The organism is Turicibacter sp., assembly GCF_017941855.1.
GTDB classification, from domain to species: Bacteria; Bacillota_I; Bacilli_A; order MOL361; family Turicibacteraceae; genus Turicibacter; species Turicibacter sanguinis.
In genome coordinates this window covers 77,463-98,614 of sequence record NZ_JAGAVR010000008.1, presented here as the reverse complement: position 1 = coordinate 98,614, position 21,152 = coordinate 77,463, and the positions used below count along the sequence as shown (strand labels likewise).

The following is a 21,152-nucleotide window of genomic DNA, read 5'->3' as shown; positions in this document are numbered from 1 at the left end:
AAAAAAATGAATCTTGGTCATTAAAATGCTTCATTATTGATTCAAACTATAAAATTTCTGTAGAAACTTAATAGGAACTTATTTAATTTTGAAGCGCCTTAATAGTTGCTTCTAATGATGCCACATCTTCTACATTTAAAATTTTAACGCTACGATCTATTTTTTTAACAAATCCACTCAATGTTTTACCTGGTCCAATCTCAATGAAGGTATCTACTCCATCTTCAATCATTTTTTTGATACTTGCTTCCCATTTCACACTTGTCGCCATTTGTTTTATCATTAAGTCAATTAGTGATAAATCGTGATGATAGAAATCTCCTAGCACGTTTAAAACGATTGGAAGTTTAGGTTGATTTAAGTTTTTCATTTTTAATAGTTGTCCAAAATTTTGGGCTGTTTCTTTTAATAAAGAGGTATGGAAAGGTCCACTAACTGGCAAGATTAAGGCACGTTTTGCCCCGTATCCTTTTGCTAATTCACAAGCATAATTAACAGCTTCGGCCTCTCCACCAATCACGATTTGTCCTGGGCAGTTTAAATTGGCCAACTCCACTACTCCCTTTGAAGAAGCTTCGCTACATAAAGCTGTTGCCTTTTCAACATCTAATCCAAGTAGGGCGGCCATTTTTCCATCACCTGATGCTACTCCCATAAGTTCTCCTCTTTTAGCAACAAGTTCCACTCCTTCAGTAAACGAGAAAACATCTGCTGCACATAACGCACTGTACTCACCTAGACTAAATCCCGCTACAACATCTGGTTTGATTCCTGCTTCTTTTAAAGTAGCTAATGCCATTTGAGAAATTGTAAAAATGGCTGGTTGTGTATAAGCTGTTTGATTAATTAAATTTTGTGAATCTTCAAAACATAATTCTTTTAAATCAAATGATAATAAGTCATTGGCTTGATTGAATAACTGACGTGCGGTTGGGTTTTGTTCATAAAGTGATTTCCCCATTCCGACATATTGTGCTCCTTGTCCTGAGAATAAGAATGCAACTTTCCCCATATTACATGACCTCCAAATTTTTAAAAACTTCTGATGCGTGATTTGTAATATCTTCTATAATTTCTGATACGGATTGGACTTTAGAAAGCATTCCTGCTACTTGTCCCGCCATGACAGATCCTGATTTTGTGTCTCCTTCTAGAACGGCTTTACGAAGTGAACCGAGTGTTAAATACTCTAATTCTTCGGCTGATACTCCTTTTTTCTCAAGAGCGATGTATTCACGCGTCATCGGATTTTTTAAACAACGAACTGGAACACCAACACTTCGTCCTGTTACGACTGTGTCTGTATCTTTTGCTTTGATTAGCGCTAGTTTATAGTTTTCATGTACTGGGCATTCTTTAGCGGTTAAGAAGCGAGTTCCAATTTGAACGCCACTTGCTCCAAGAGCCATAGCCGCCATAAATCCACGACCATCCGCAATTCCTCCCGCTGCAATAACTGGGATATCCACAGCATCGACAACTTGTGGAACTAATGACATAGTCGTTAACTCCCCAACATGGCCACCGGATTCCGTTCCTTCGGCAATAATGGCATCTACTCCTAAACGTGCCATACGTTTTGCCAAAGCAACTGAGGCAACAACTGGAATAATTTTGATCTTGGCAGCTTTCCATTTTTCAATGTATGGACCTGGACTTCCTGCTCCTGTTGTCACTACTTTAACCCCTTCTTCAATAATAACTTCTGATAGTTGGTCACAGTGCGGATTCATAAGCATTAAATTGACACCAAAAGGTTTGTCTGTTAGTTGTTTGCATTTACGAATTTCTTCTCTTAGGCGTGGGGCATCCCAACCACCTGAACCAATGATTCCAAGTCCTCCAGCATTTGAAACAGCTGCTACTAGTTCTGCTGATGAGATGTTAGCCATTCCACCTTGAATAATTGGGTATTTTATATTTAATAAAGTTGTCAAAGACATCTTTTTATCCTCCTTTTGTTTTTTATCTACAGGGAGATCATACATCCACCCCATGTTTTACCGCCACCGAATCCGATGAGCATTATTTTATCCCCTGATTTGATGTGCCTAGTATCTATTGCTTCTTTTAAGGCAATCGGTATACTAGCGGCTGATGTATTTCCATAGTTATCTAAGTTTAAAAAGAATTTTTCGCTCGGAACTTTTAAATCTTTAACAACTTTATCAATGATACGTTTATTGGCTTGATGGGGAATGATGAGATTGATTTCATCGATTGTTAAGTTTGCTTGTTCTAATAGCTCCATAATTGTTTCTTTAATAGCATGTATCGCAAATTTGAAGACTTCTTGTCCATTCATTTGGAAATGAATAGGTTCTGCTTGGTTATCTGTTAGTGGATTTACTACAGCAATTGGTGTTGTGGTTAAGACTCCACGTTCATCTCCACTTGAGTTGAGATAGAAGCTCTCGGTTGTGTCTTGGTCATATTCAACTACGACTGCTCCCGCTCCATCTCCAAATAAAACACATGTATTTCGGTCATCCCAATCCATAATTTTAGAGAGGACCTCCGCTCCTATGATAAGTGCTTTTTTGATAGCACCACTTTTAAGGAATTGATTGGCTACACTCATTGCGTAAACAAATCCACTACATGCAGCATTCAAATCAAACGCGATCATTTTTACATCATTTAACCCAAGCTTTGCTTGAACTAGACAAGCAGTAGATGGTGTTAATTGTTCTGGTGTAAAGGTTGCGACAATAATCAAACCTATTTCAGTTGGATCAATATTGGCATGTTCAATGGCCTGTTTTGCAGATTGATAGGCTAATTCAACGGTATTTTCTGTTGTAGCGATATGGCGATTTTTGATACCTGTACGCGCCTTGATCCACTCATCACTTGTTTCTACGATGGATTCTAATTGTTTATTACTTAAAATAGATGTCGGGACGTAGGCCCCACTCCCAAGAACTTTGATTCCCAAGAAATTCACCTCAACTTTCTCGTTATTTTATGATGTCAAACTCTCCGATCGAGCGGTATTTTTTATACCGTTTCGCTTGGATTTGTTTAATTGATAATTTTTTAGTTTGTTCTAGATAGTTATTTAAGTCGTCTCTTAAGTGGTCGAACACGTATTGTGGAAATTGATGGGCTCCTCCGATTGGCTCTTTGATGATGTGGTCAATAATTCCCATCGATAAGTAGTCTTGTGCTGTTAGTTTCATCACTTCAGCTGCTTCTTTCGCTTTACTTCCATCTTTATAAAGAATTGAAGCGAATCCCTCTGGGGATAAGATTGAATAAATTGCATATTGAAGCATCCATATTTGATCACTCACCCCTAGTGCTAAAGCTCCACCACTTCCTCCTTCACCAATCACAATAGAAAGGGTTGAAGTTTTTAAGTTAGACATATCTCTTAGACACTCAGCAATCGCATGTCCTTGGCCACGTTCTTCAGCTTCGGGTCCTGGATAAGCTCCCGGTGTATCTATAAAGGTTATAATAGGGCGATTGAATTTTTCAGCTTGCTTCATTAAACGTAACGCTTTACGGTATCCTTCTGGATGAGGCATTCCAAAGTTACATTCGATATTTTCGGCTGTTGTATTACCTTTTTGATGTCCAATAACGGTCACCACATGAGGTCCGATTTTAGCAATCCCCCCAATAATGGCTGCGTCATCTCCATATAAACGATCACCATGAAACTCAATGAAATCATCAAATATATAGTTGATGTAGTCACGAACCTTAGGACGTTTTGGATGTCTGGCAAGAACGACGTGATCCCATGCCGTTAAATTGTTGTAAGCACGATTTTTATAAAGATGCAGTTGTTGTTGTAATTCTTTGACTTCCGCTTGATTGTCAGTTGAAATTTCACTTAGACGTGATTCAATTTCAGCTACTTTTTTTTCAAAATCTAGAATTGACATCAATTTTCGCTCCCTTCGTGCCATTTAATGATAGTTGACAGTGTTTGTTTTAACTCTTTTCGATTAACGACTTTATCCACAAGTCCTTTTTCTTGTAAAAATTCTGCTGTTTGAAAATGTTCAGGTAATGATTGTTTAATGGTTTGCTCAACAACTCGACGTCCTGCAAATCCAATAGCTGCCCCTTTTTCGGCTAATATAATATCACCGAGCGTTGCAAAAGAAGCTGTAACGCCTCCCATTGTTGGTTGGGTTAATACACTGATATAAAGTAATCCTGCTTCGTTATGTTTAGCGATGGCTGCTGATGTTTTAGCCATCTGCATTAATGAATACATTCCTTCTTGCATTCTCGCTCCACCTGAAGCGCAGACTAATACTAATGGCAGTTTTTTTGATGTTGCAGTCTCGATTAACCTTGTAACCTTCTCCCCGACAACTGATCCCATACTTGCCATCATAAAGTAGCTATCCATGACACCGATAGCAACCGTTTGTCCATCCAGTTTTGCAATTCCTGTAACAACAGCTTCATTTATTTGATTTTCTTCCATTAAATTATTGATTTTCTTTTCATATCCAGGAAATGATAATGGATTTTTAGAAATCAGTTTTTGATTTAATTCTTTAAAAGTCCCTTCATCTACTAATGATTCAATTCGAGTCATTGCTGACATTCGATGATGAAATTCACATTTGGGACAGACGTGTAAATTAGCATGAAGTTGTTTGACTGGAAGAACTTCTTTACAGGTTTCGCACTTTGTATAAATTCCATCATTTATATCTCGTTTCTTAGCAACTGGTTTAGATTTTTTTTGACGCTGTAAGAAAAAACCCATTCTCTATCCCTCCAATTCATGCATGTGTTTTTGAATAAAGCTTGTATCATATTTGTTATCTATAAAGTTTTTATGTTCCATAATGGCATATTGAAAATCTATATTTGTATCAATTCCATCTACTACTAACTCTTCAAGTGAACGTTTCATTTTAGCGATAGCTTCACAACGATTAGCACCATGAACAATAAGTTTTCCAACCATTGAATCGTAAAATGGTGGAATCGTGTAACCTTGATAAACAGATGTATCAACTCGAACACCAAATCCACTTGGAATATTGAATGTTTCTACTGTTCCAGGAGAGGGTTTGAAGTTAAGAGATGGATTTTCAGCGTTAATACGACACTCCATGGCATGACCATTAATTTTAATATCCTCTTGTGTGAAAGATAGAGGTAAATTAGATGCAATTTTAATTTGTTCTTTAATTAAATCGATGCCTGTAATCATTTCCGTGATTGGATGCTCAACTTGAATTCGAGTATTCATTTCAATAAAATAAAAGTTTTGATGCTTATCTAGGAGAAACTCAATTGTTCCGGCATTTTCATATCCAACCGTTTTAGCCGCCAGAACTGCTATTTCCCCCATTTTTTGACGTGTTAGCTCATCTAATACTGGAGATGGAGCTTCTTCGATGACTTTTTGATTGCGTCTTTGAACTGAACAATCTCGATCATAAAGGTGCACGACGTTCCCAAATTGATCAGCTAATATTTGAAACTCAATATGTCTTGGATTCTCAATGAATTTTTCCATATACATCGAATCATCTCCAAATGACATTTTTGCTTCAAGTTTAGCCGTTTGGAATAAATCTTCAAATTCATCTTCCGAGTTGATAACACGCATTCCACGTCCACCACCACCTGCAGAAGCTTTAACTAAGACTGGATAACCAATTTCTTTTGCCACCCGTTTTCCTTGCTCAATAGATTCAATTAACCCATCACTTCCAGGGACAACAGGTACATTAGCAGCTATCATCATTTCACGAGCTTTTGATTTATTTCCCATATTATCAATGATGGATCCTTTTGGACCAATAAATTTTAGTCCTAATTCCTCAACTAATGAAGCAAAGGTACTATTTTCTGATAAAAATCCAAAACCAGGATGAATCGCATCGCATCCCGTTGAGATAGCAGCGCTCAAAATATTATTAATATTTAAATAGCTATCTTGAATTTTTGTTGGACCTACACAAATTGCCTCATCTGCTAAGTCAACATGTAATCCGCGATTATCAGCCGTTGAATAAATAGCAACTGTTTCAATTCCCATTTCTTTACATGCACGGATAATACGAACTGCAATTTCACCACGGTTAGCAATTAAAATTTTTCTAAGCATCATGACACCTCACTTTTTCTGCCCTTTATCTTGCCTTAAACTTCGATTAGCATTAAAACTTGATCATATCCAATCGCTTCTTCATTTGTTACTTTAATTTCTTTAATGATTCCATCACATGGAGATTCAATTTCATTCATAACCTTCATGGCTTCAATAATGCAAAGCGGCTGTCCTTTTTTAACCTGATCTCCAACTGATACAAAGGCTTTTGCTCCCGGTGCATTCGAACCGTAGAATGTCCCAACAAGTGGCGCTTTAACCTCTTGAATGTTTGTTTGTTCTTTTGGAAGTGTTGTTTCAATTGGGGCTGTTGTCATTACCTGAGTTTGAGAGACTGGTGAAACTTCGATGACTGGCTGAACCATTGGTGTACTTGCAATATTTTGAACGATTTCTTTCACTTCTTTTTTAAGATTCAGTTTTAATCCATCAACCTCAAGTTGGAGTCCTGTCATTTCACTTTCAGTAAATCTTTCCATTAATTGTAAGACTTGATTTAGATAATCTGTTTTCGTCACATCTCGAACTTCACGTTCTTGTTTTTGATTCATACAAAATTCCTCCGATATTCAAATATTTTTTTAATCAAATATTTTGAACTTCAAATATATAGCTTAATATATAAGACAGAACCCTTTCTGTCAATAGTTTCCAATTACGATGTCGCGATTATTTCAGACTTTAAAGTTTTTAATAAACGTTCTACAGTTGTCAATTCATTTACTTTATAGGCTTTTGCCCCACAGAATAGTAAAGCCTCTTCAACTTCTCCTCTTACTGCATGTAGAAGTGCCTTGCTAATACAGTATTGAGTTGTTGCGGGATTACAAGGGATAACACATCGGTAACATTTTTTTATTTTCTCTTTTTTGATACCATATTTTTCACTAAATGGATTACGAATGGCACGACCTGGCATTCCAACCGGACTTTTCACTAAGATGATATCGTCTTCTTTAGTATCAATTATAGCTTGTTTAAAGTTCGGGTGAGCATCACACTCTTCAGTTGCAATAAAACGTGTTGCCATTTGAACCCCATCTGCTCCAAGTTTTAAATAATGAGCAATGTCTGCTCCGTCATAGATTCCTCCACCTACAATGATTGGTATATGTTTTTCATATTTCATTGCATATGGTTTAACAGCTTCAATGACTTCTTTAACAATTTGATCAAGATCGATATTTCCTTCTTCTAAATCGGCTGGTTTGAATCCTAAGTGTCCACCCGCTTCTGGTCCCTCAATCACAATCATGTCTGGTGCTACTTGATGTTTTCTATCATAGTGTTTTAATAAAACAGTTGCTGCTTTTGCACTTGATATAATCGGTGCAAACATTGTTTTTGTATTTTTTGTATATTCTGGAAGTGCAAGAGGTAACCCTGCTCCCGATATAATAATATCAATTCCTGCCTCAACAGCTGCTTTAGCATATTGTTCGTAATTCTCCATTGCAACCATTAAGTTTAATCCAAGCATTTTTCCTTTTGCTGCCTCTTTGGCCTTTTGTATATGTTTTTTCATTGCACGCAAGTTAGCTTGCACTGTATTATTTTCAAAATCAGGTTCATCATGTCCAATTTGAACTCCCGATAAAACGCCTAACCCTCCGTGATTTGAGACAGCCGCCGCTAAGTTAGAACGTGAAATACCAATTCCCATTCCACCTTGTACAATCGGTAACTCTAATTCAAACGGTCCAATTTTTAATGGTTTAATTTCCATTTCTCCACCACCTGTTATTATTTTGCATTTCAAACTATGTGAAGGATTATAACACACAAATTTGTACAATGTGAATATTTTTTTGATATTCAAAGTAAAAATTTTGAGTTTCAAACTTAATTCGAACAGGCCACATTAACTAGATTATTAACAAAACCTTATTAAATGAAGGATTTAACACCATCTTGTTTAAATATTCACTCATGCATTTGTCGAAAAATAAGGATTTCAAAAATAATCCTTCTTAATTATCCTAATTTCATCAAACAATTAGAACTTTAGGCGAATTATGATGGGTAGTACTTCCCCTATTAGGCTAGTAAATGTGTTATGTTAATTTGTAGATATGCATTAATTCTTAAGGGGGAGATACTGATGCTAAGAACGAATGAAGGTCGACTTGTGAAATGGTCTGTTCAAGGAAAAGTTCATCATCCACTAGGCGGCAATTATAGAATTACTCAAGAAGGGGTTCCGATGATTTTACCTTCAACAGGGGGGATTTCTTATAATGTTTCTGTTGGCGATCCTGCATTTGGGTGGATAGGTGATCATGTTGAACCAGGTGTTTCGATTCGTAATGAGAATGCTTCAGAGAATGATGCTTTAATGACGTTTGCTTGCATTGGAAATGTGGCTAAGGTTGTAAGTGGTGATGCAAAAGGACGTTTAGGTTATGTGACGGGTTCTCACGGTGGAATTGAGCATACTTTAGTTCATTTTGATGCGGATATATTAGAAGACCTTTGCATTGATGATTCTATTTTAATTAAGGCATATGGCCAAGGGCTCAAATTACTCGACTATCCTGATGTTCATGTCATGAATCTTGATCCTATTTTATTACAGAAATTACAGATACAAGAGGTCAACGGTAAGTTGCAAGTTCCCGTATCAGCGATTATTCCCCCCTATTTAATGGGGTCTGGAATTGGAGCTAATAGTGCTTATTCTGGGGATTATGATATTATGACAGGAGATTTGGATGAGGTACGACGTCTAGGGCTTCATCATTTACGTTTTGGAGATCTTGTGTTATTAAAGGATTGTGATACAACGTACGGTCGCGGTTACTTAAAAGGTGCTATGACACTTGGAATTATTGTGCACAGTGATTGTGTAAAAGCAGGACATGGCCCTGGTGTAACGACGATTATGTCATGTAAGTATTCTATTTTCGAACCAATTGTTGACCATTCAGCTAATATAGCAAAGTATATGAAGCAGCTATAAAATGAGAGAGACTAAATGCTGTCCTAAGTGTGAATTTAAATCATTAATTTTTATCTCGAGTAAGGTTTTAATTCATGGAACTGGAAATAATATTATGGTTAACGTGACATTATCAATTGTGGCTCGTTTACATCGTTATGTATGTGAAAATTGTGGATATACTGAGGAATGGATTGAAGCAGATGATATTAAGGAATTAAAGAAACATTTCTCATAATTAAAAAAGACTGAGTCGAAATTATTTCGATTCAGTCTTTTTTCTATTTATCCAATTAATTTTCCCATCATAATCATACCTTTAGATGTTTCAAATCCTCTTTTGTGATAGAATCCTTCTGTTTGAGGCCCAGGAGATGTTAGTAAGATAATTTCTCTGATTCCTTTTTCCTTCAATCGTTTCTCGAATTCTTCATAGATGCTTGTTCCAAGCCCTTTTCCTCGCAACTGATTATTGATGCAGAATTCTTTAATGTTAAACATTAATCCATTATAGTATTGTTCTTCGGCTCCTAAAATCATTCCAGCAGGAACATTATCCACATACGCTAATAATCCATATGAATCTGGACATTTAATCATTTGTGTTAATCGTCTGGATGCCGTCTCAACTGTCCACTCATCGTTCCAAGGCCCTGCATTGAATGTTTCGATATACATTTTTACTAGTACATTTAAGTCTGATAATTCGATCTGTTTAAATTGCATTGCCTTCTTCCTTTCAATGTGAAAAAAGAAGAGGATTCCTCTTCTTAGTTATTAATATATTTTTCAAATACTTCTGTAAAGTCTTTTTGAATGTAGGCTTCACGTGATTGTTTAATCCAATTAAATGCGTATTCGTTTACCTTTACAAATTGATCTAATAAATTACCTGTTTCTTGACGTTGTGAACCACATGCAACGGATGCAAAGTTTAATGTTTGTTCTGATTTTTGTAATAATACCTGATTTTCTTCGATGATATGAGAAATTTTAATTAAAGCTTTATAAATATCTTTTAGTTGTTCTAATTGATTACGATTAACATCAATTGAGAACTCTTGATTATCGATATCAAATTTTAATTCACAATCTAAATCCACTGTTCCTGCTGTTTCAATCATAACATGGCTAATCGTATGTTTATAGTAATCATATCGTTTCACTAGACGTTTACTACTAACAGCTGATGTACCATCGACATGAATTAAAGCTAAGTTTGTAAAACAGTATTCATCTGTTTTTGATTTAATTAAGAAGAAGATTTTTTCATCATCTTCATGCATAATAAAGTCATCTGCCATTACTTTATCATAGTCGTTTGGACTAATAATTTTCCCAATATCACTAATTCCTAATGCATCTGCAGCAAATTTTTTTAACATCTTGATTTCCCCTTTGTTTAGATATTGAGATGATTATATCACATGCATTTAAATTAGCAAGGGCTACTTTTTACCTATTTTAATATCATTTATGAAAACAGTAAAATATCCTGCTGATAGAAAGAGCAATGTCAATTTTATCATATTTAAACTAAATCCTTTGATGCCTATGTCTCCTATATCTAAAAAGAAATATAAAAATGGATGCTCGGGCTCTGGAACAGGTACGTGAATAAAACTACACGTGACAACAAAGAGGAAATATAAGATGGGGATACTAAGCCACTGAAATGGGGTGTACCAACTATATTGTTTTTTAGGATCAAATAAAAGGAAATCAATAAAAACGAGAAACGGTGCCAGATAATGTACCGAAATATCTGATGGTGAAAACATTTGATGAACCGATCCATGTTCAAGACAATACGGAATAATGATAAATTGGTATAATAAAAAGGTGACTAGAATTGCCGATGTTAATCCACCTTTAAGCCAAGATGAGCATATTTTTTTTTGAATTGATTGGTGTTTTCTTAGCTGATATAACATTTTAACTACGATATAACTATATAAAATCAAACACCATAAATTGCTTTGCATCGTGTAATACAATAAAATTTTAAAATTTGTTTCTCCACTTATAAGAAATACACCCGCGTAAATTCCGTAGGCTGTACTAATAATAATTAAGATACGCCACAATAAAGTAAACCACACATTTTTAAAATTCATAAAATCCCTCCCCTACTTTTGCTAGTTTATGTAAGGAAGTATTTAAAAAGAATAAAAGGAGATTTAGTAATGAAATATAACCTAAAACAATTTACTAATGTAATTAAAGTTTTACCCCTAAAAAAGAAGTATACGAAAGAGGAGTTGTTAACGCCTGATTTTTTAATTGAACAACAGGGGGCTGTTGAAATCTATTATGCTCCTCATAATGAATATTTAAATCCTCAAGCAAAGATTTTTATTGTAGGAATTACACCTGGATTTGAACAGATGTCAAGGGCTATCTCTGAAGCTAGAAGCTGTTTTGAAGAAAATCTATCACTTGATGAAATTCAATATCGTTGTAAAAAAGCAGGTCGTTTTAGTGGGAGCCTACGTCAAAATTTAATTCAATTTCTTAATCAATTAAACTTAACTGATAAATTGGGGATAACTAACGCTTCTGAACTGTTTGAAGAGCATGATGATCTTCTTCATACAATATCGCTTATCCCTTATTCTGTATTTGTAAAAGGAAAAAATTATACAGGTCATACACCTAATCTATTAAAATCGCCTATGTTGATGTCCTATGTAAAAGATAACTTTATAACTGAATTAAATAAACTCGATCCTGTTTTAATTATTCCTCTTGGGAAAAGTGTTGAAGAAGTTCTACTTTATTTAGCACAAGAAGGTTTAATAAATGAATCGCACATCCTAAAGGGATTTCCACACCCTTCAGGAGCTAACGGTCACCGTTTTAAACAGTTTAATGAAAATAAAGAATCTATGATGCATCAAATTGATAAATACTTTTCTAAATAACCACAACTAAAGGAGTTAAAAATGAATCTATCATTTAATTTTTCTATGGCAGGATTTCTTCTTGTTTTACTACCCATGTTACCTAATGTTTTATATTTTATATTTTTAGAAAAATTCGGTTCTGAAACGTCTCCTAATTCACATAGAACACTTGATATGATTGAACATGGTGCCCAATTTATTTTTATTGGTTTGTTAATTTTCTTTGAGCCTATCAATCAGCCTGTAATTTCTATGAGTTTAGTGTCTATTATAGCTCTATTTTTAATTTTTTATTATCTCCTGTGGGGATTATTATTTTTAGGGCGTAAAACATTAACTATTTTATTAGCCATGTCCATTGTTCCTGTTATCTATTTTATATTAGGAGCTATCCTACTTCGTAATTTTTTAGCAATTATTCCTATGATTATTTTCTTAATTTTCCATGTTTTAATCACTTATTTCAATTATAAATCGTCTAAGCCTCTGCATTTATAAAGATAATGTGAAATCAACTAGTTTTTATGTTAATAAAGGATTTAAAATCCTCGAAACACAGTGAATGAACATTCACGATATGAGGAGGTTTTGATGAAGTATGAGTAAATTTATTGGTTATTATGAGTCACCTATTGGCTTAATTGAAATAATAACAGATGAGCATTTTTTACGTGAATTGTGGTTTGTGGATAAGATTCAAGAGACAACAGTGCAACCTGAAATTCTTAAGAAAACTTTGATTCAACTTGATGAATATTTTAAAGGTGAGCGAGTGAAATTCGAGCTTGATTGTGTATTAGAGGGAACTGAATTTCAAAAGTCAGTTTGGAATGCTTTATCAGAGATTCCTTATGGGAGTTTGGTAAGCTACAAAGATGTTGCAGATTCAATTAATAACCCTAAAGCGTGTCGTGCTGTTGGAAATGCAAATAATAAGAATAAGATTGGAATTGTTATCCCCTGTCATCGAGTCATTGGTGCTAATCAATCTTTAACAGGCTATGTAGGGGGACTTGATCGAAAACAATGGCTTATTGACCATGAACGAAAACATAAAAAATAGCTCTACGCCAAAAGTAGAGCTATTTTTTATGCTAATTTTCTTTTCTTCTATTTAAAACTATTCCACCTGTACATAATACAACTCCGATACCAAGAAGGAGCCAGCTATTAAATCCTGTGTTGGGTGTAACCTGATTCATGACAGTAATTGTAACAGAATTCGTGACCAATGCTCCATCACGATCACTAACCTGATACGTGATATGATACGTACCTGAAACAGATGCATTCACATTATTTTCAATAATTTTGATTTCAGAAGTTAAATTTCCATCTTCAATATCATACGCAGTAACACCTTCTGATGGATCAAATGCATCACCAACTTTAATAATTTTATCCCTAGCTTGAATGACTGGAAGTTCATTGATGATACTACTTGATGGCAATACCGAAATGATTCTCGTAACCGTCGTCGTATTTCCACTAGAATCCATCACTGAATAAATCAGTTCATATCGTCCAACTATATTAATATCTACCATTCCCCTAACTTGAATTTGAGATGTCAAATCATCATCTTCTGCATCATAAGCTGTAACACCTTCTAATGAATTAAAAGGGGTCCCAACACTCAAGGTTAAATCAGTTGCTCCACTTATGATGGGAGTTTGTCCTAAATCTAGATTAACATGAAGAAAAACTGTTCCATCAAACTCAATTTCTACCCCATCAGATGAAGAGGCTATTTCTGAAAAAGTAAACTTTAGATCTTGGCTTTCTTGAATATTCTCCCATACTACTTCATCTGTTTTCAAATCATAATAACCATCTTCAACATTTACTTTTCCAACAGGACCATTAAAATCTAAAATAGGATTTTTTATTTTTAATGTATCCCCTTTTTTCACAGAATATTCTCCTAAATCGATAGTCTGTTCATGGCCCCATCCATACAAATACTGAGCTAAACTTTTAAACCGACTAATATCTTTCACGTGATTATTAGAAAAATCAATAATCTCTAAATCCTCCATCTCTGTGACAGGAGTCATATCATAAAGGTTATTATCAGCTAGGTACAAATAAACTAATTCATCTAGATTAGATAAAGGACCTAAATCCCTTATCTCATTACTCGCAATATTTAATAAACTTAAATTAACTAAATGAGAGAGAGCCGAGATATCTTGAATTTTGTTATTGGTTAAAATAAGGTAATTAAGCTTGCTTAAATTCGTTAATGGGGACAAGTCGGATATTTGATTATCTTGCAGTCTAAGTAACGTCAAATTAGTTGCATACTGTAATCCTTCTAAATTAGAAATTCCTTTACCATTTAAATTTGCTACCTTCAATGTTGATAATTGTTTTTTCGTTATATCACTTTCACTCGAGTTCCCTAATGCTTCATTTAAAGCGATTTTCAAACTTTGATCTGGAATATTGACAATATCATTGCTCATTGCATGAGTCGTTGATATTGTTGTAAAAGTCATGAATAAAATAAACAGAAAGAGAATACTTTTTTTAACCATTTTAGATAGACAACTCCTATTTTACAAATTTTATTCGTTGCTAATAGTTTCCCTTTCTTTCTAAATTTCTACTCATTGATTTTAAAAATATAAAAAGGAACTATCTTTAATTTAAGATAGTTCCTTTTTATATTTTAAATATTCTGTTGTGTCTGTCGGTAATCCCTTTTTACTTAAACGAATTTCAATGACATCTTTAACGATTGAATAAATTAGTGCAAACATTGGAACTCCAATAATCATTCCAACTAATCCAAATAGTTTCCCTGCAACTAAGATAGCGAATAAAATCCAGAAAGCTGAAATTCCGATTGAGTCACCCAAAATTTTAGGTCCAATAATATTCCCATCAATTTGTTGAATCACAAGGATAATAACCCCGAACCATACTGCCTTAATTGGCGAAATGAATAAAATAATAATCGCTGATGGAATAGCTCCAATAAATGGTCCAAAGAATGGAATAATATTCGTTATTCCAATAATAACAGAGATTAATAATGAATATGGCATTTTAAAGATTGTTAAGATTATAAAGGTTAAAACCCCAATAATAGCTGAGTCAATAATCTTTCCACCAATAAATTTTCCAAATGTCAAATTAGTGCGATTAGCAAGATTTAAGATAATATTTGCATGTTTATCATTAAATAATGCAACGACTACTTTCTTTCCAAGTGCAAAGAACTTTTCTTTATCAACCAGTAAATAAACCGAAATGATAATTCCTAAAATAATATTCCATACACTCGATGCAAAAGCCATGACGATTCCACCGATAATTGGTAGAAGATTTGTGACTAATTGGAGCACCCAGTTCGTAATTTCTGTTAATTTATCATTGATTAACGTCATGTATTCTGGACTAATATCCGTCTCATTTAACGTCTGTTCGAGTATTACTTTCATATCATATAGATATCTTGGAATGTCATTAACTAACCCTGTAATACTTTCGACTAATTGTGGAACCACGAATTGAATAAAGACATAAAAAATTAAACTTGCAGTTAAATATGATAATATAACCGCTACCCCACGCAGAGATTTTTTTGAACCTTTAATAAACTTCTTAAAGACTCTATCCTCATAAAATTTCAAGATAAAATTAATTAAGTAAGCGATGATAAAACCAATAATAAATGGTTGAAAAACGGCCATTATTTGGCTCATCTTTCCTGTAAAAGCATCTAATTTTGATATAATGTTAGCAAAAACAATACTGAAACAAATGACAATAAAAGCATATATCGCAATGGTAGTATATTTTTTATCCCAATTAATCTTCATAACTCCTCCTATTATTGTTATTTCATACTAAATTATAACTCTATTATATACTATTATTAGGCTAAAAAAGTAGCTTATATTCGCCTATATTTAAGTAATTTTTGTAAAAAAGCCACCTATCCTATTAACGAGATGAGGTGGCATATAAAAGTATTTTATTTTAATTTAATTGATTCGCTTAACACGTCATATCCTGTATATGCTAAAGCTAATGCTGCAATGACTAGACGTTCATGTGCAAGACTTGTAACGGTTGCATCAACCATTTGTTGTGAGTGTCCAACAATCTTACAATCACCAATTCCAATATAGGGATGAATCGTTGGACAAATGTTACTAATATTTCCGATATCGACTGATCCAGTTTCCTTTTTAGCTGGATGAATATCTGTGATTCCAAGTTGACGTAAATTTTCATTAAATGCATTTGATAATACTTGATTCGTTTTTAAATCATCATAAGATAATTCATAGTTACTAATCTCTACTGTTGTTCCTGTTATTAAAGCAGCACCTTGTGCAATGTTTAAAACTTTTTCTTTAACAACTGCTAAGTATTCTTTCGTTGCTGCACGAATATAAAATTGTGCTGTGGCATGTTCTGGTACAATATTCGCTGCTACCCCACCATTTGTAATGATCCCATGCATACGAACATCTGATTTAACATGTTGGCGTAATGCATCAATTCCATTAAATAATTGAATAACCGCATTTAAAGCGTTGATTCCATTCTCTGGGCTCGCTGCTGCATGAGAAGGACGTCCTGTGTAATCAAATTGTAAAGCTTCCATTGCTAAAGATGTTCCACTTTCTGTTGTATATCCATCCGGATGAACCATCATAACAGCATCCATCTCATTAAATAATCCTGCCTCAGCCATGGTTACTTTAGCGCCATTTGTTTCTTCAGCTGGCGTTCCAAAAACATAAACTTTTCCACCAACTTCATCGATAATTTTACTCAATAAAACCCCTGCTCCAGCACTCATTACACCAATCATATTATGACCGCATCCATGACCTAAATCAGGTAATGCATCATACTCACATAAATAAGCGACAGATAATCCAGGTTTTTTACTATCGTAAACCGCTGTAAATGCTGTTTCTAATCCTGCAACACCTACTTCAACTGAAAAATTATGTTCTTTTAAAAATGAAGTTAATGTATTTACAGCTTCGAACTCTTGGTTTCCAAGCTCAGGATGATCATGAATATAGTCACTCATTTCCCATAATCTTTGTTTAAGCTCTTCACTAATTTGCAATAATTGTTCTTTCATAATGCCCCTCCTGTATACAAAAATCTATTGATAGATTTCTTCTTATTCTAATTCATTTTTCATTTTAAGTTCAACTATAGTTTACTAGGCATTCTCTATAAAGAAAATGCCTAGCAAAATTAATATTATGACCAACCCATTAAAATAGCAATTGTAATAAAGATAATAGCAATTACTCCAAAGATAACTTGTAGTGGTAAAATCCATTTAATCCATTTTGACCATGGGATACCTGCTACCCCCAAACAAGCCATTAAGACTGCACTTGTTGGGAAAATCGCATTTGAGAATCCATCACCAAATTGGAAAATTAAAATTGATGTTTGCGGTGTAATTCCAACTAACTCACCAAGTGGCGCCATAATCGGCATTGTTAAAGCTGCTTGTCCTGAACCTGATGAAATAAAGAAGTTAATAAACATTTGAACAAAGAACATGACATATCCCGCAATTAACGAAGGTAATTGACCGATGAAGTTTGATAATTGGTAAAGAATTGTATCAATAATTTGACCATCTTGTGCAAGAATCACGATTCCACGAGCAAATCCAACCACAATAGCTGCTCCAATCATATCTTTTGCTCCACTTACAAACGATGTTGCCATATCATCAAAACTTAAACGTCCAATAAATCCTGCCACGATTCCTGTAGCTAAGAATAAAGCCGCGATTTCTGGAATAGCAAAATCAAATTTTAGTACTCCAACGACAATTCCAGCTAAACAAACTAAAATCGAAGATAAAATAATTTTATGTCTTACTGTAAACTCGATATGTTCTTCAGTTGATTCTTTTAATGCTTCACGACGTGACTGATCAATTTCATAAACGGGACTTAATTCTGGATTACGTTTGATACGACGACCATACCACATTAAGAATAGAATAGATGCTAAAGTTGTAACTGCCCAAATTAGAGTACGGAATCCCACACCTGATCCAGCTTGAACATTTGCAATACTTTGAGCAACCCCTACTGAGAATGGATTAATCATTGCTGTAGCAAAACCAACAATACATCCAACATAAGAAATAGCCATCGCCATAATACTGTCATAACCTAAAGCTAAACAAAGTGGAATCAACATTGCAATAAATGGAATTGCCTCTTCCGTCATTCCAAAAACTGCGCCACCTAATGAGAATAATCCCATAATAAACGGAATCATTAACATCTCTTTTCCATGGAACGATTTAACGGCACTTGTAATTCCAGCATCAATTGCACGTGTTTTTGTAATAATAGCAATTGCTCCACTTACGATAAATAAAAAGGCAATAATTTCTGAAGCTCCTACAATTCCTTCTAATGGAGCTTGTAATAAACTAAATAATCCTTGCGGTGATTGCTCGATGTATTGGAACGATCCATCCACAACGACTGTTCGACCTAAATCATTAACCACTCGCTCATACATCCCAGCTGGTAATATCCATGTTGCTACGGCAACGATGACTAAGATAAAAGAAATAATAACTAGCGTATGTGGTACTTTAAATTCTTTTTTCGCACCTGCCTCAGTTTCAATACTTCTGGCTCTTCTAAGACTTAACATATATTAATCTCCCTTCAGGTTTTTAACATCCAATAAAGCATTGTCCCCATCTTTTCTTGGATGGTATGAGGTGCAAGAGCTTCACAATAAAAAAAGTCTTGAGTATCACTCAAGACTTTTCAGAAATAATCACATAACGTGCGTTTACTTTTGAATGCTCAAATGATAGCCCTCCACAATTTTTATGGTTGGCTTTAATAAAAAAAAGCCTTGAGCAAATCACTCAAGACTTTGAATTTTAATATATCATTTAATCGATATACAATGCATTCATCTTAAATGATAGCTCACCACAAAATATTTTGTGACAGTGTTAAGTATATTTTACATAACACCAGCTCTATCACCTTAAAGTATCGATGATAGGCTTCGGCGAGAACTCCTTTCCTATTGCGTCTACGTCTTCACTCTTCAATAGTACTCTTAGTTACCGCACCTCTATCTAAAACCTATTTATTTTTTAATTAATTAAATCATAAACTATATTCTATTCTTTTGCAAGTGTAAATTTATGTAACTATCCAATAAAATTTCTATTTTATATTTTTTTAATAAATACACTATAGAGAGCTAACTATAATAAATTTTTAAAAATGAGATGGCCTTAATGAGTATTAAAGAAAAAATTCATGAAATGGAAATTCATCATAAAGAACAACATCATGAGGAAAAAAAATTTGAGAAAAAAGAAGATAAATTATATAAATAGCCTATAAAGACACGCTAGTTTTAAAGCGTGTCTTTTTTATTTACTCATTTTTTTAGATTTCTTTGCACAAGCTTCCATAGCATTCATAATACTTGCTCTAAATTCCTCTTGTTCTAATTTAGCAACTGCCTCAATTGTTGTGCCACCTGGTGAACAAACTTGATCTTTTAATCCCCCTGGATGCATCCCTGTTTCTAGTACCATTTTCGCCGCTCCAAGCACTGCTTGTGCAGCAAATTCGTAAGCAAGATTTCGTGGCATCCCTTGTAAAACAGCAGCATCAGCCATTGCTTCAATCATCATATAAACATAAGCAGGTGATGATCCACTCACAGCAATAACGGAATCAATTAATACTTCAGACACCACTTCACATTTTCCAAAACTATTAAAAATAGCAATCACTTGATTTAACTCATTTTCTGTAACATTGCGATTTGGTATAATTGCTGACATCGCTTCACCGACTTGTGCTGGTGTGTTTGGCATTGTACGAACTACCTTAATACTTTTTTGAAAATAGTCCTCAATCATTTGAAGTGTTGGTCCTGCTGCAATACTCACAATAATGGTTTCTTTATGAATACTTTCTTTAATTTCATCAATAATAGCGGGATATAAATATGGCTTAACTGCTAAAATAACAATTTGACATAAATTTGCAACATCTTGGTTTGAAGTTGTCCCATTTATTTTATAATCTTCAACAAATCGATTAACTTTTGTCTGGCTAGGATTAGACATCAAAATATCATTTGATAATATTAATTCAGATTTCAATAATCCTTTTAACATCGCCATCGCCATATTACCACTACCAATAAATCCAACCGGATACTTCATATTTCATCCTCCTTTATTTTATTATAGTCTTTTATTTATACTTCTCAATAATAATAAAAACGTTTACTTAACTATTCATTGCCTTCGTGGTATAGTAAGTTTAGTAATCATACTAGGGGGGATTTTTAAATGATGAAAGCTATTGAGTTTGTAAGAGATGGATTTGTTTTACGTGGGACTGAACACCTTCCTAATCAAATAAGTTCTTCTATTCCAGCTATAATTTTATTTCATGGTTTCACAGCTAATCGTTGTGAATTTGGATTTAGCTTCGTAAGATTGGCTAAACGATTAGAGACTGCTGGTATTGCAGTTTATCGCTTTGATTTTATGGGAAGTGGTGAAAGCGACGGTGATTTCTCAGATATGTCTGTAAGTACCGAACTTGAAGATGCCCATGCTATTTTAAATTATGTTCGCTCACTTGAGTATATTGACTCAAAGCGTATTGGTGTTCTTGGAATGAGTATGGGTGGCTGCGTTGCTAGTCTATTAGCAGGACTTCGTCCACATGATATTCAGTCACTTTGCTTATGGGCACCCGCTGGTTTTATTCCTGACATGGCTAGAAATGGATTTTTACTTGGAAAACAAATAACGGAAGAGATAAAGGAATCTGGTTATCTTCCATGGGGAACTCTACAAGTCGGTATGAAATTCTTCACTCAAGATATTAACTTACACGTTTATGAAACGGCACAGAAATTTGAAGGATCTGTTTTATTAGTTCATGGGGATAAAGATTTAACTGTTCCAATCGAGACTTCTTATGAATATTTGAAATACTACAATAATCGAGCACAACTCATTACAATCACCGGTGCAAGTCATGGATTTGAGACTCTTAATTACTTAGCATTATTATTTGAGTCAACAGAATCATTTTTTAAATCGCAATTACTTTAGGCAGGGAGTTTCCTGCTTTTTTGGTGCTTAAAATAGTTATCATATCAAAAATTTAGCTTACATAAAAATTAATGAAAG

22 protein-coding genes and 1 riboswitch are annotated in these 21,152 nt (G+C 34.2%); of the genes, 6 read left to right on the top strand and 16 right to left on the bottom strand.

The window, feature by feature from the left end:
• Positions 1 to 82 precede the first annotated feature (82 nt).
• From fabD to J6D32_RS01440, 8 genes are all read right to left on the bottom strand, one after another.
• Positions 83 to 1,012, bottom strand: coding sequence for an ACP S-malonyltransferase (gene fabD / locus J6D32_RS01475; protein ID WP_009607418.1), 930 nt, complete (start codon positions 1,010 to 1,012; stop codon positions 83 to 85).
• Position 1,013: 1 nt separating this feature from the next.
• Positions 1,014 to 1,943 (bottom strand): enoyl-[acyl-carrier-protein] reductase FabK, encoded by a 930-nt coding sequence (gene fabK, locus J6D32_RS01470; RefSeq protein WP_006783666.1) that lies wholly within the window; start codon positions 1,941 to 1,943, stop codon positions 1,014 to 1,016.
• A gap of 26 nt (positions 1,944 to 1,969) precedes the next feature.
• Entirely contained in the window at positions 1,970 to 2,938 is a 969-nt protein-coding gene (locus tag J6D32_RS01465) for a beta-ketoacyl-ACP synthase III (protein WP_006783665.1), read from the bottom strand.
• Between the two features lie 22 nt (positions 2,939 to 2,960).
• Complete coding sequence (locus tag J6D32_RS01460; RefSeq protein ID WP_006783664.1) at positions 2,961 to 3,896, bottom strand: acetyl-CoA carboxylase carboxyltransferase subunit alpha; 936 nt, start codon at positions 3,894 to 3,896, stop codon at positions 2,961 to 2,963.
• The gene (gene accD, locus J6D32_RS01455; RefSeq protein WP_006783663.1) at positions 3,896 to 4,738 is read right to left on the bottom strand and encodes an acetyl-CoA carboxylase, carboxyltransferase subunit beta; all 843 of its coding nucleotides are present in this window, start codon (positions 4,736 to 4,738) and stop codon (positions 3,896 to 3,898) included. The genes J6D32_RS01460 and accD overlap by 1 nt, the downstream gene beginning before the upstream one ends.
• A 3-nt stretch (positions 4,739 to 4,741) precedes the next feature.
• Positions 4,742 to 6,094 carry an acetyl-CoA carboxylase biotin carboxylase subunit gene (locus J6D32_RS01450; RefSeq protein WP_009607424.1) on the bottom strand — a complete coding sequence of 451 codons (1,353 nt, stop codon included), beginning with the start codon at positions 6,092 to 6,094 and terminating at the stop codon, positions 4,742 to 4,744.
• A 35-nt stretch (positions 6,095 to 6,129) separates the two neighbouring features.
• Positions 6,130 to 6,648, bottom strand: coding sequence for an acetyl-CoA carboxylase biotin carboxyl carrier protein (gene accB, locus J6D32_RS01445; protein WP_006783661.1), 519 nt, complete (start codon positions 6,646 to 6,648; stop codon positions 6,130 to 6,132).
• A 104-nt stretch (positions 6,649 to 6,752) separates the two neighbouring features.
• Entirely contained in the window at positions 6,753 to 7,823 is a 1,071-nt protein-coding gene (locus J6D32_RS01440; RefSeq protein ID WP_055165671.1) for an NAD(P)H-dependent flavin oxidoreductase, read from the bottom strand.
• A gap of 375 nt (positions 7,824 to 8,198) precedes the next feature.
• Between J6D32_RS01440 and J6D32_RS01435 the strand changes: the two genes are divergently transcribed.
• Both J6D32_RS01435 and J6D32_RS01430 read left to right on the top strand, forming a co-directional pair.
• A complete protein-coding gene (locus tag J6D32_RS01435) occupies positions 8,199 to 9,056 on the top strand; it encodes a DUF4438 domain-containing protein (protein WP_006783659.1) in 858 nt (285 codons plus the stop codon).
• Position 9,057: 1 nt separating this feature from the next.
• Positions 9,058 to 9,273, top strand: a complete 216-nt coding sequence (locus J6D32_RS01430) for a hypothetical protein (RefSeq protein ID WP_009607421.1) — start codon at positions 9,058 to 9,060, stop codon at positions 9,271 to 9,273.
• A gap of 47 nt (positions 9,274 to 9,320) precedes the next feature.
• Here the strand turns inward: J6D32_RS01430 and J6D32_RS01425 are convergent, their stop codons facing one another.
• The 3 genes from J6D32_RS01425 to J6D32_RS01415 form a co-directional block, all read right to left on the bottom strand.
• Positions 9,321 to 9,761, bottom strand: a complete 441-nt coding sequence (locus J6D32_RS01425) for a GNAT family N-acetyltransferase (RefSeq protein WP_006783657.1) — start codon at positions 9,759 to 9,761, stop codon at positions 9,321 to 9,323.
• 44 nt (positions 9,762 to 9,805) lie between these two features.
• The gene (locus tag J6D32_RS01420) at positions 9,806 to 10,420 is read right to left on the bottom strand and encodes a PH domain-containing protein (protein WP_006783656.1); all 615 of its coding nucleotides are present in this window, start codon (positions 10,418 to 10,420) and stop codon (positions 9,806 to 9,808) included.
• Positions 10,421 to 10,483: 63 nt separating this feature from the next.
• On the bottom strand, positions 10,484 to 11,152 hold the full coding sequence (locus J6D32_RS01415; protein WP_006783655.1) for a Pr6Pr family membrane protein: 669 nt from the start codon (positions 11,150 to 11,152) through the stop codon (positions 10,484 to 10,486).
• 69 nt (positions 11,153 to 11,221) lie between these two features.
• On the opposite strand from J6D32_RS01415, the gene J6D32_RS01410 reads away from it, so the two are divergent.
• The 3 genes from J6D32_RS01410 (at position 11,222) to J6D32_RS01400 (ending at position 13,004) form a co-directional block, all read left to right on the top strand.
• Entirely contained in the window at positions 11,222 to 11,959 is a 738-nt protein-coding gene (locus tag J6D32_RS01410; protein WP_006785674.1) for a uracil-DNA glycosylase family protein, read from the top strand.
• A gap of 21 nt (positions 11,960 to 11,980) precedes the next feature.
• Positions 11,981 to 12,439 (top strand): hypothetical protein, encoded by a 459-nt coding sequence (locus J6D32_RS01405; protein WP_055165673.1) that lies wholly within the window; start codon positions 11,981 to 11,983, stop codon positions 12,437 to 12,439.
• A gap of 100 nt (positions 12,440 to 12,539) precedes the next feature.
• Complete coding sequence (locus tag J6D32_RS01400) at positions 12,540 to 13,004, top strand: methylated-DNA--[protein]-cysteine S-methyltransferase (RefSeq protein WP_129821259.1); 465 nt, start codon at positions 12,540 to 12,542, stop codon at positions 13,002 to 13,004.
• Between the two features lie 31 nt (positions 13,005 to 13,035).
• Here the strand turns inward: J6D32_RS01400 and J6D32_RS01395 are convergent, their stop codons facing one another.
• The 5 genes from J6D32_RS01395 to proC form a co-directional block, all read right to left on the bottom strand.
• Positions 13,036 to 14,481, bottom strand: a complete 1,446-nt coding sequence (locus J6D32_RS01395; protein ID WP_006785671.1) for an immunoglobulin-like domain-containing protein — start codon at positions 14,479 to 14,481, stop codon at positions 13,036 to 13,038.
• 111 nt (positions 14,482 to 14,592) lie between these two features.
• On the bottom strand, positions 14,593 to 15,771 hold the full coding sequence (locus tag J6D32_RS01390) for an AI-2E family transporter (RefSeq protein WP_055165683.1): 1,179 nt from the start codon (positions 15,769 to 15,771) through the stop codon (positions 14,593 to 14,595).
• Between the two features lie 155 nt (positions 15,772 to 15,926).
• Positions 15,927 to 17,057, bottom strand: a complete 1,131-nt coding sequence (locus tag J6D32_RS01385) for a M20 family metallopeptidase (protein ID WP_009607586.1) — start codon at positions 17,055 to 17,057, stop codon at positions 15,927 to 15,929.
• A gap of 125 nt (positions 17,058 to 17,182) precedes the next feature.
• The gene (locus J6D32_RS01380) at positions 17,183 to 18,616 is read right to left on the bottom strand and encodes a YfcC family protein (protein WP_006785668.1); all 1,434 of its coding nucleotides are present in this window, start codon (positions 18,614 to 18,616) and stop codon (positions 17,183 to 17,185) included.
• Between the two features lie 275 nt (positions 18,617 to 18,891).
• Positions 18,892 to 19,065, bottom strand: a riboswitch (Lysine riboswitch).
• A gap of 296 nt (positions 19,066 to 19,361) precedes the next feature.
• Complete coding sequence (gene proC / locus J6D32_RS01375) at positions 19,362 to 20,168, bottom strand: pyrroline-5-carboxylate reductase (RefSeq protein WP_287467194.1); 807 nt, start codon at positions 20,166 to 20,168, stop codon at positions 19,362 to 19,364.
• Between the two features lie 129 nt (positions 20,169 to 20,297).
• On the opposite strand from proC, the gene J6D32_RS01370 reads away from it, so the two are divergent.
• Entirely contained in the window at positions 20,298 to 21,074 is a 777-nt protein-coding gene (locus J6D32_RS01370) for an alpha/beta hydrolase (RefSeq protein WP_006785666.1), read from the top strand.
• The last annotated feature ends 78 nt before the right edge of the window (positions 21,075 to 21,152 follow it).

What these genes read in the sequence shown, in the direction of transcription:
- J6D32_RS01400 (WP_129821259.1), top strand. Translation starts at nt 12,540, where the DNA reads ATGAGTAAATTTATTGGTTATTATGAGTCACCTATTGGCTTAATTGAA.
- fabK (WP_006783666.1), bottom strand. Translation starts at nt 1,943, where the DNA reads ATGTCTTTGACAACTTTATTAAATATAAAATACCCAATTATTCAAGGT.
- J6D32_RS01425 (WP_006783657.1), bottom strand. Translation starts at nt 9,761, where the DNA reads ATGCAATTTAAACAGATCGAATTATCAGACTTAAATGTACTAGTAAAA.
- J6D32_RS01430 (WP_009607421.1), top strand. Translation starts at nt 9,058, where the DNA reads ATGAGAGAGACTAAATGCTGTCCTAAGTGTGAATTTAAATCATTAATT.
- fabD (WP_009607418.1), bottom strand. Translation starts at nt 1,012, where the DNA reads ATGGGGAAAGTTGCATTCTTATTCTCAGGACAAGGAGCACAATATGTC.
- J6D32_RS01370 (WP_006785666.1), top strand. Translation starts at nt 20,298, where the DNA reads ATGATGAAAGCTATTGAGTTTGTAAGAGATGGATTTGTTTTACGTGGG.
- J6D32_RS01405 (WP_055165673.1), top strand. Translation starts at nt 11,981, where the DNA reads ATGAATCTATCATTTAATTTTTCTATGGCAGGATTTCTTCTTGTTTTA.
- J6D32_RS01440 (WP_055165671.1), bottom strand. Translation starts at nt 7,823, where the DNA reads ATGGAAATTAAACCATTAAAAATTGGACCGTTTGAATTAGAGTTACCG.
- J6D32_RS01450 (WP_009607424.1), bottom strand. Translation starts at nt 6,094, where the DNA reads ATGCTTAGAAAAATTTTAATTGCTAACCGTGGTGAAATTGCAGTTCGT.
- J6D32_RS01415 (WP_006783655.1), bottom strand. Translation starts at nt 11,152, where the DNA reads ATGAATTTTAAAAATGTGTGGTTTACTTTATTGTGGCGTATCTTAATT.
- J6D32_RS01390 (WP_055165683.1), bottom strand. Translation starts at nt 15,771, where the DNA reads ATGAAGATTAATTGGGATAAAAAATATACTACCATTGCGATATATGCT.
- J6D32_RS01410 (WP_006785674.1), top strand. Translation starts at nt 11,222, where the DNA reads ATGAAATATAACCTAAAACAATTTACTAATGTAATTAAAGTTTTACCC.
- J6D32_RS01420 (WP_006783656.1), bottom strand. Translation starts at nt 10,420, where the DNA reads ATGTTAAAAAAATTTGCTGCAGATGCATTAGGAATTAGTGATATTGGG.
- J6D32_RS01385 (WP_009607586.1), bottom strand. Translation starts at nt 17,057, where the DNA reads ATGAAAGAACAATTATTGCAAATTAGTGAAGAGCTTAAACAAAGATTA.
- proC (WP_287467194.1), bottom strand. Translation starts at nt 20,168, where the DNA reads ATGAAGTATCCGGTTGGATTTATTGGTAGTGGTAATATGGCGATGGCG.
- J6D32_RS01460 (WP_006783664.1), bottom strand. Translation starts at nt 3,896, where the DNA reads ATGTCAATTCTAGATTTTGAAAAAAAAGTAGCTGAAATTGAATCACGT.
- J6D32_RS01435 (WP_006783659.1), top strand. Translation starts at nt 8,199, where the DNA reads ATGCTAAGAACGAATGAAGGTCGACTTGTGAAATGGTCTGTTCAAGGA.
- J6D32_RS01380 (WP_006785668.1), bottom strand. Translation starts at nt 18,616, where the DNA reads ATGTTAAGTCTTAGAAGAGCCAGAAGTATTGAAACTGAGGCAGGTGCG.
- accD (WP_006783663.1), bottom strand. Translation starts at nt 4,738, where the DNA reads ATGGGTTTTTTCTTACAGCGTCAAAAAAAATCTAAACCAGTTGCTAAG.
- J6D32_RS01395 (WP_006785671.1), bottom strand. Translation starts at nt 14,481, where the DNA reads ATGGTTAAAAAAAGTATTCTCTTTCTGTTTATTTTATTCATGACTTTT.
- accB (WP_006783661.1), bottom strand. Translation starts at nt 6,648, where the DNA reads ATGAATCAAAAACAAGAACGTGAAGTTCGAGATGTGACGAAAACAGAT.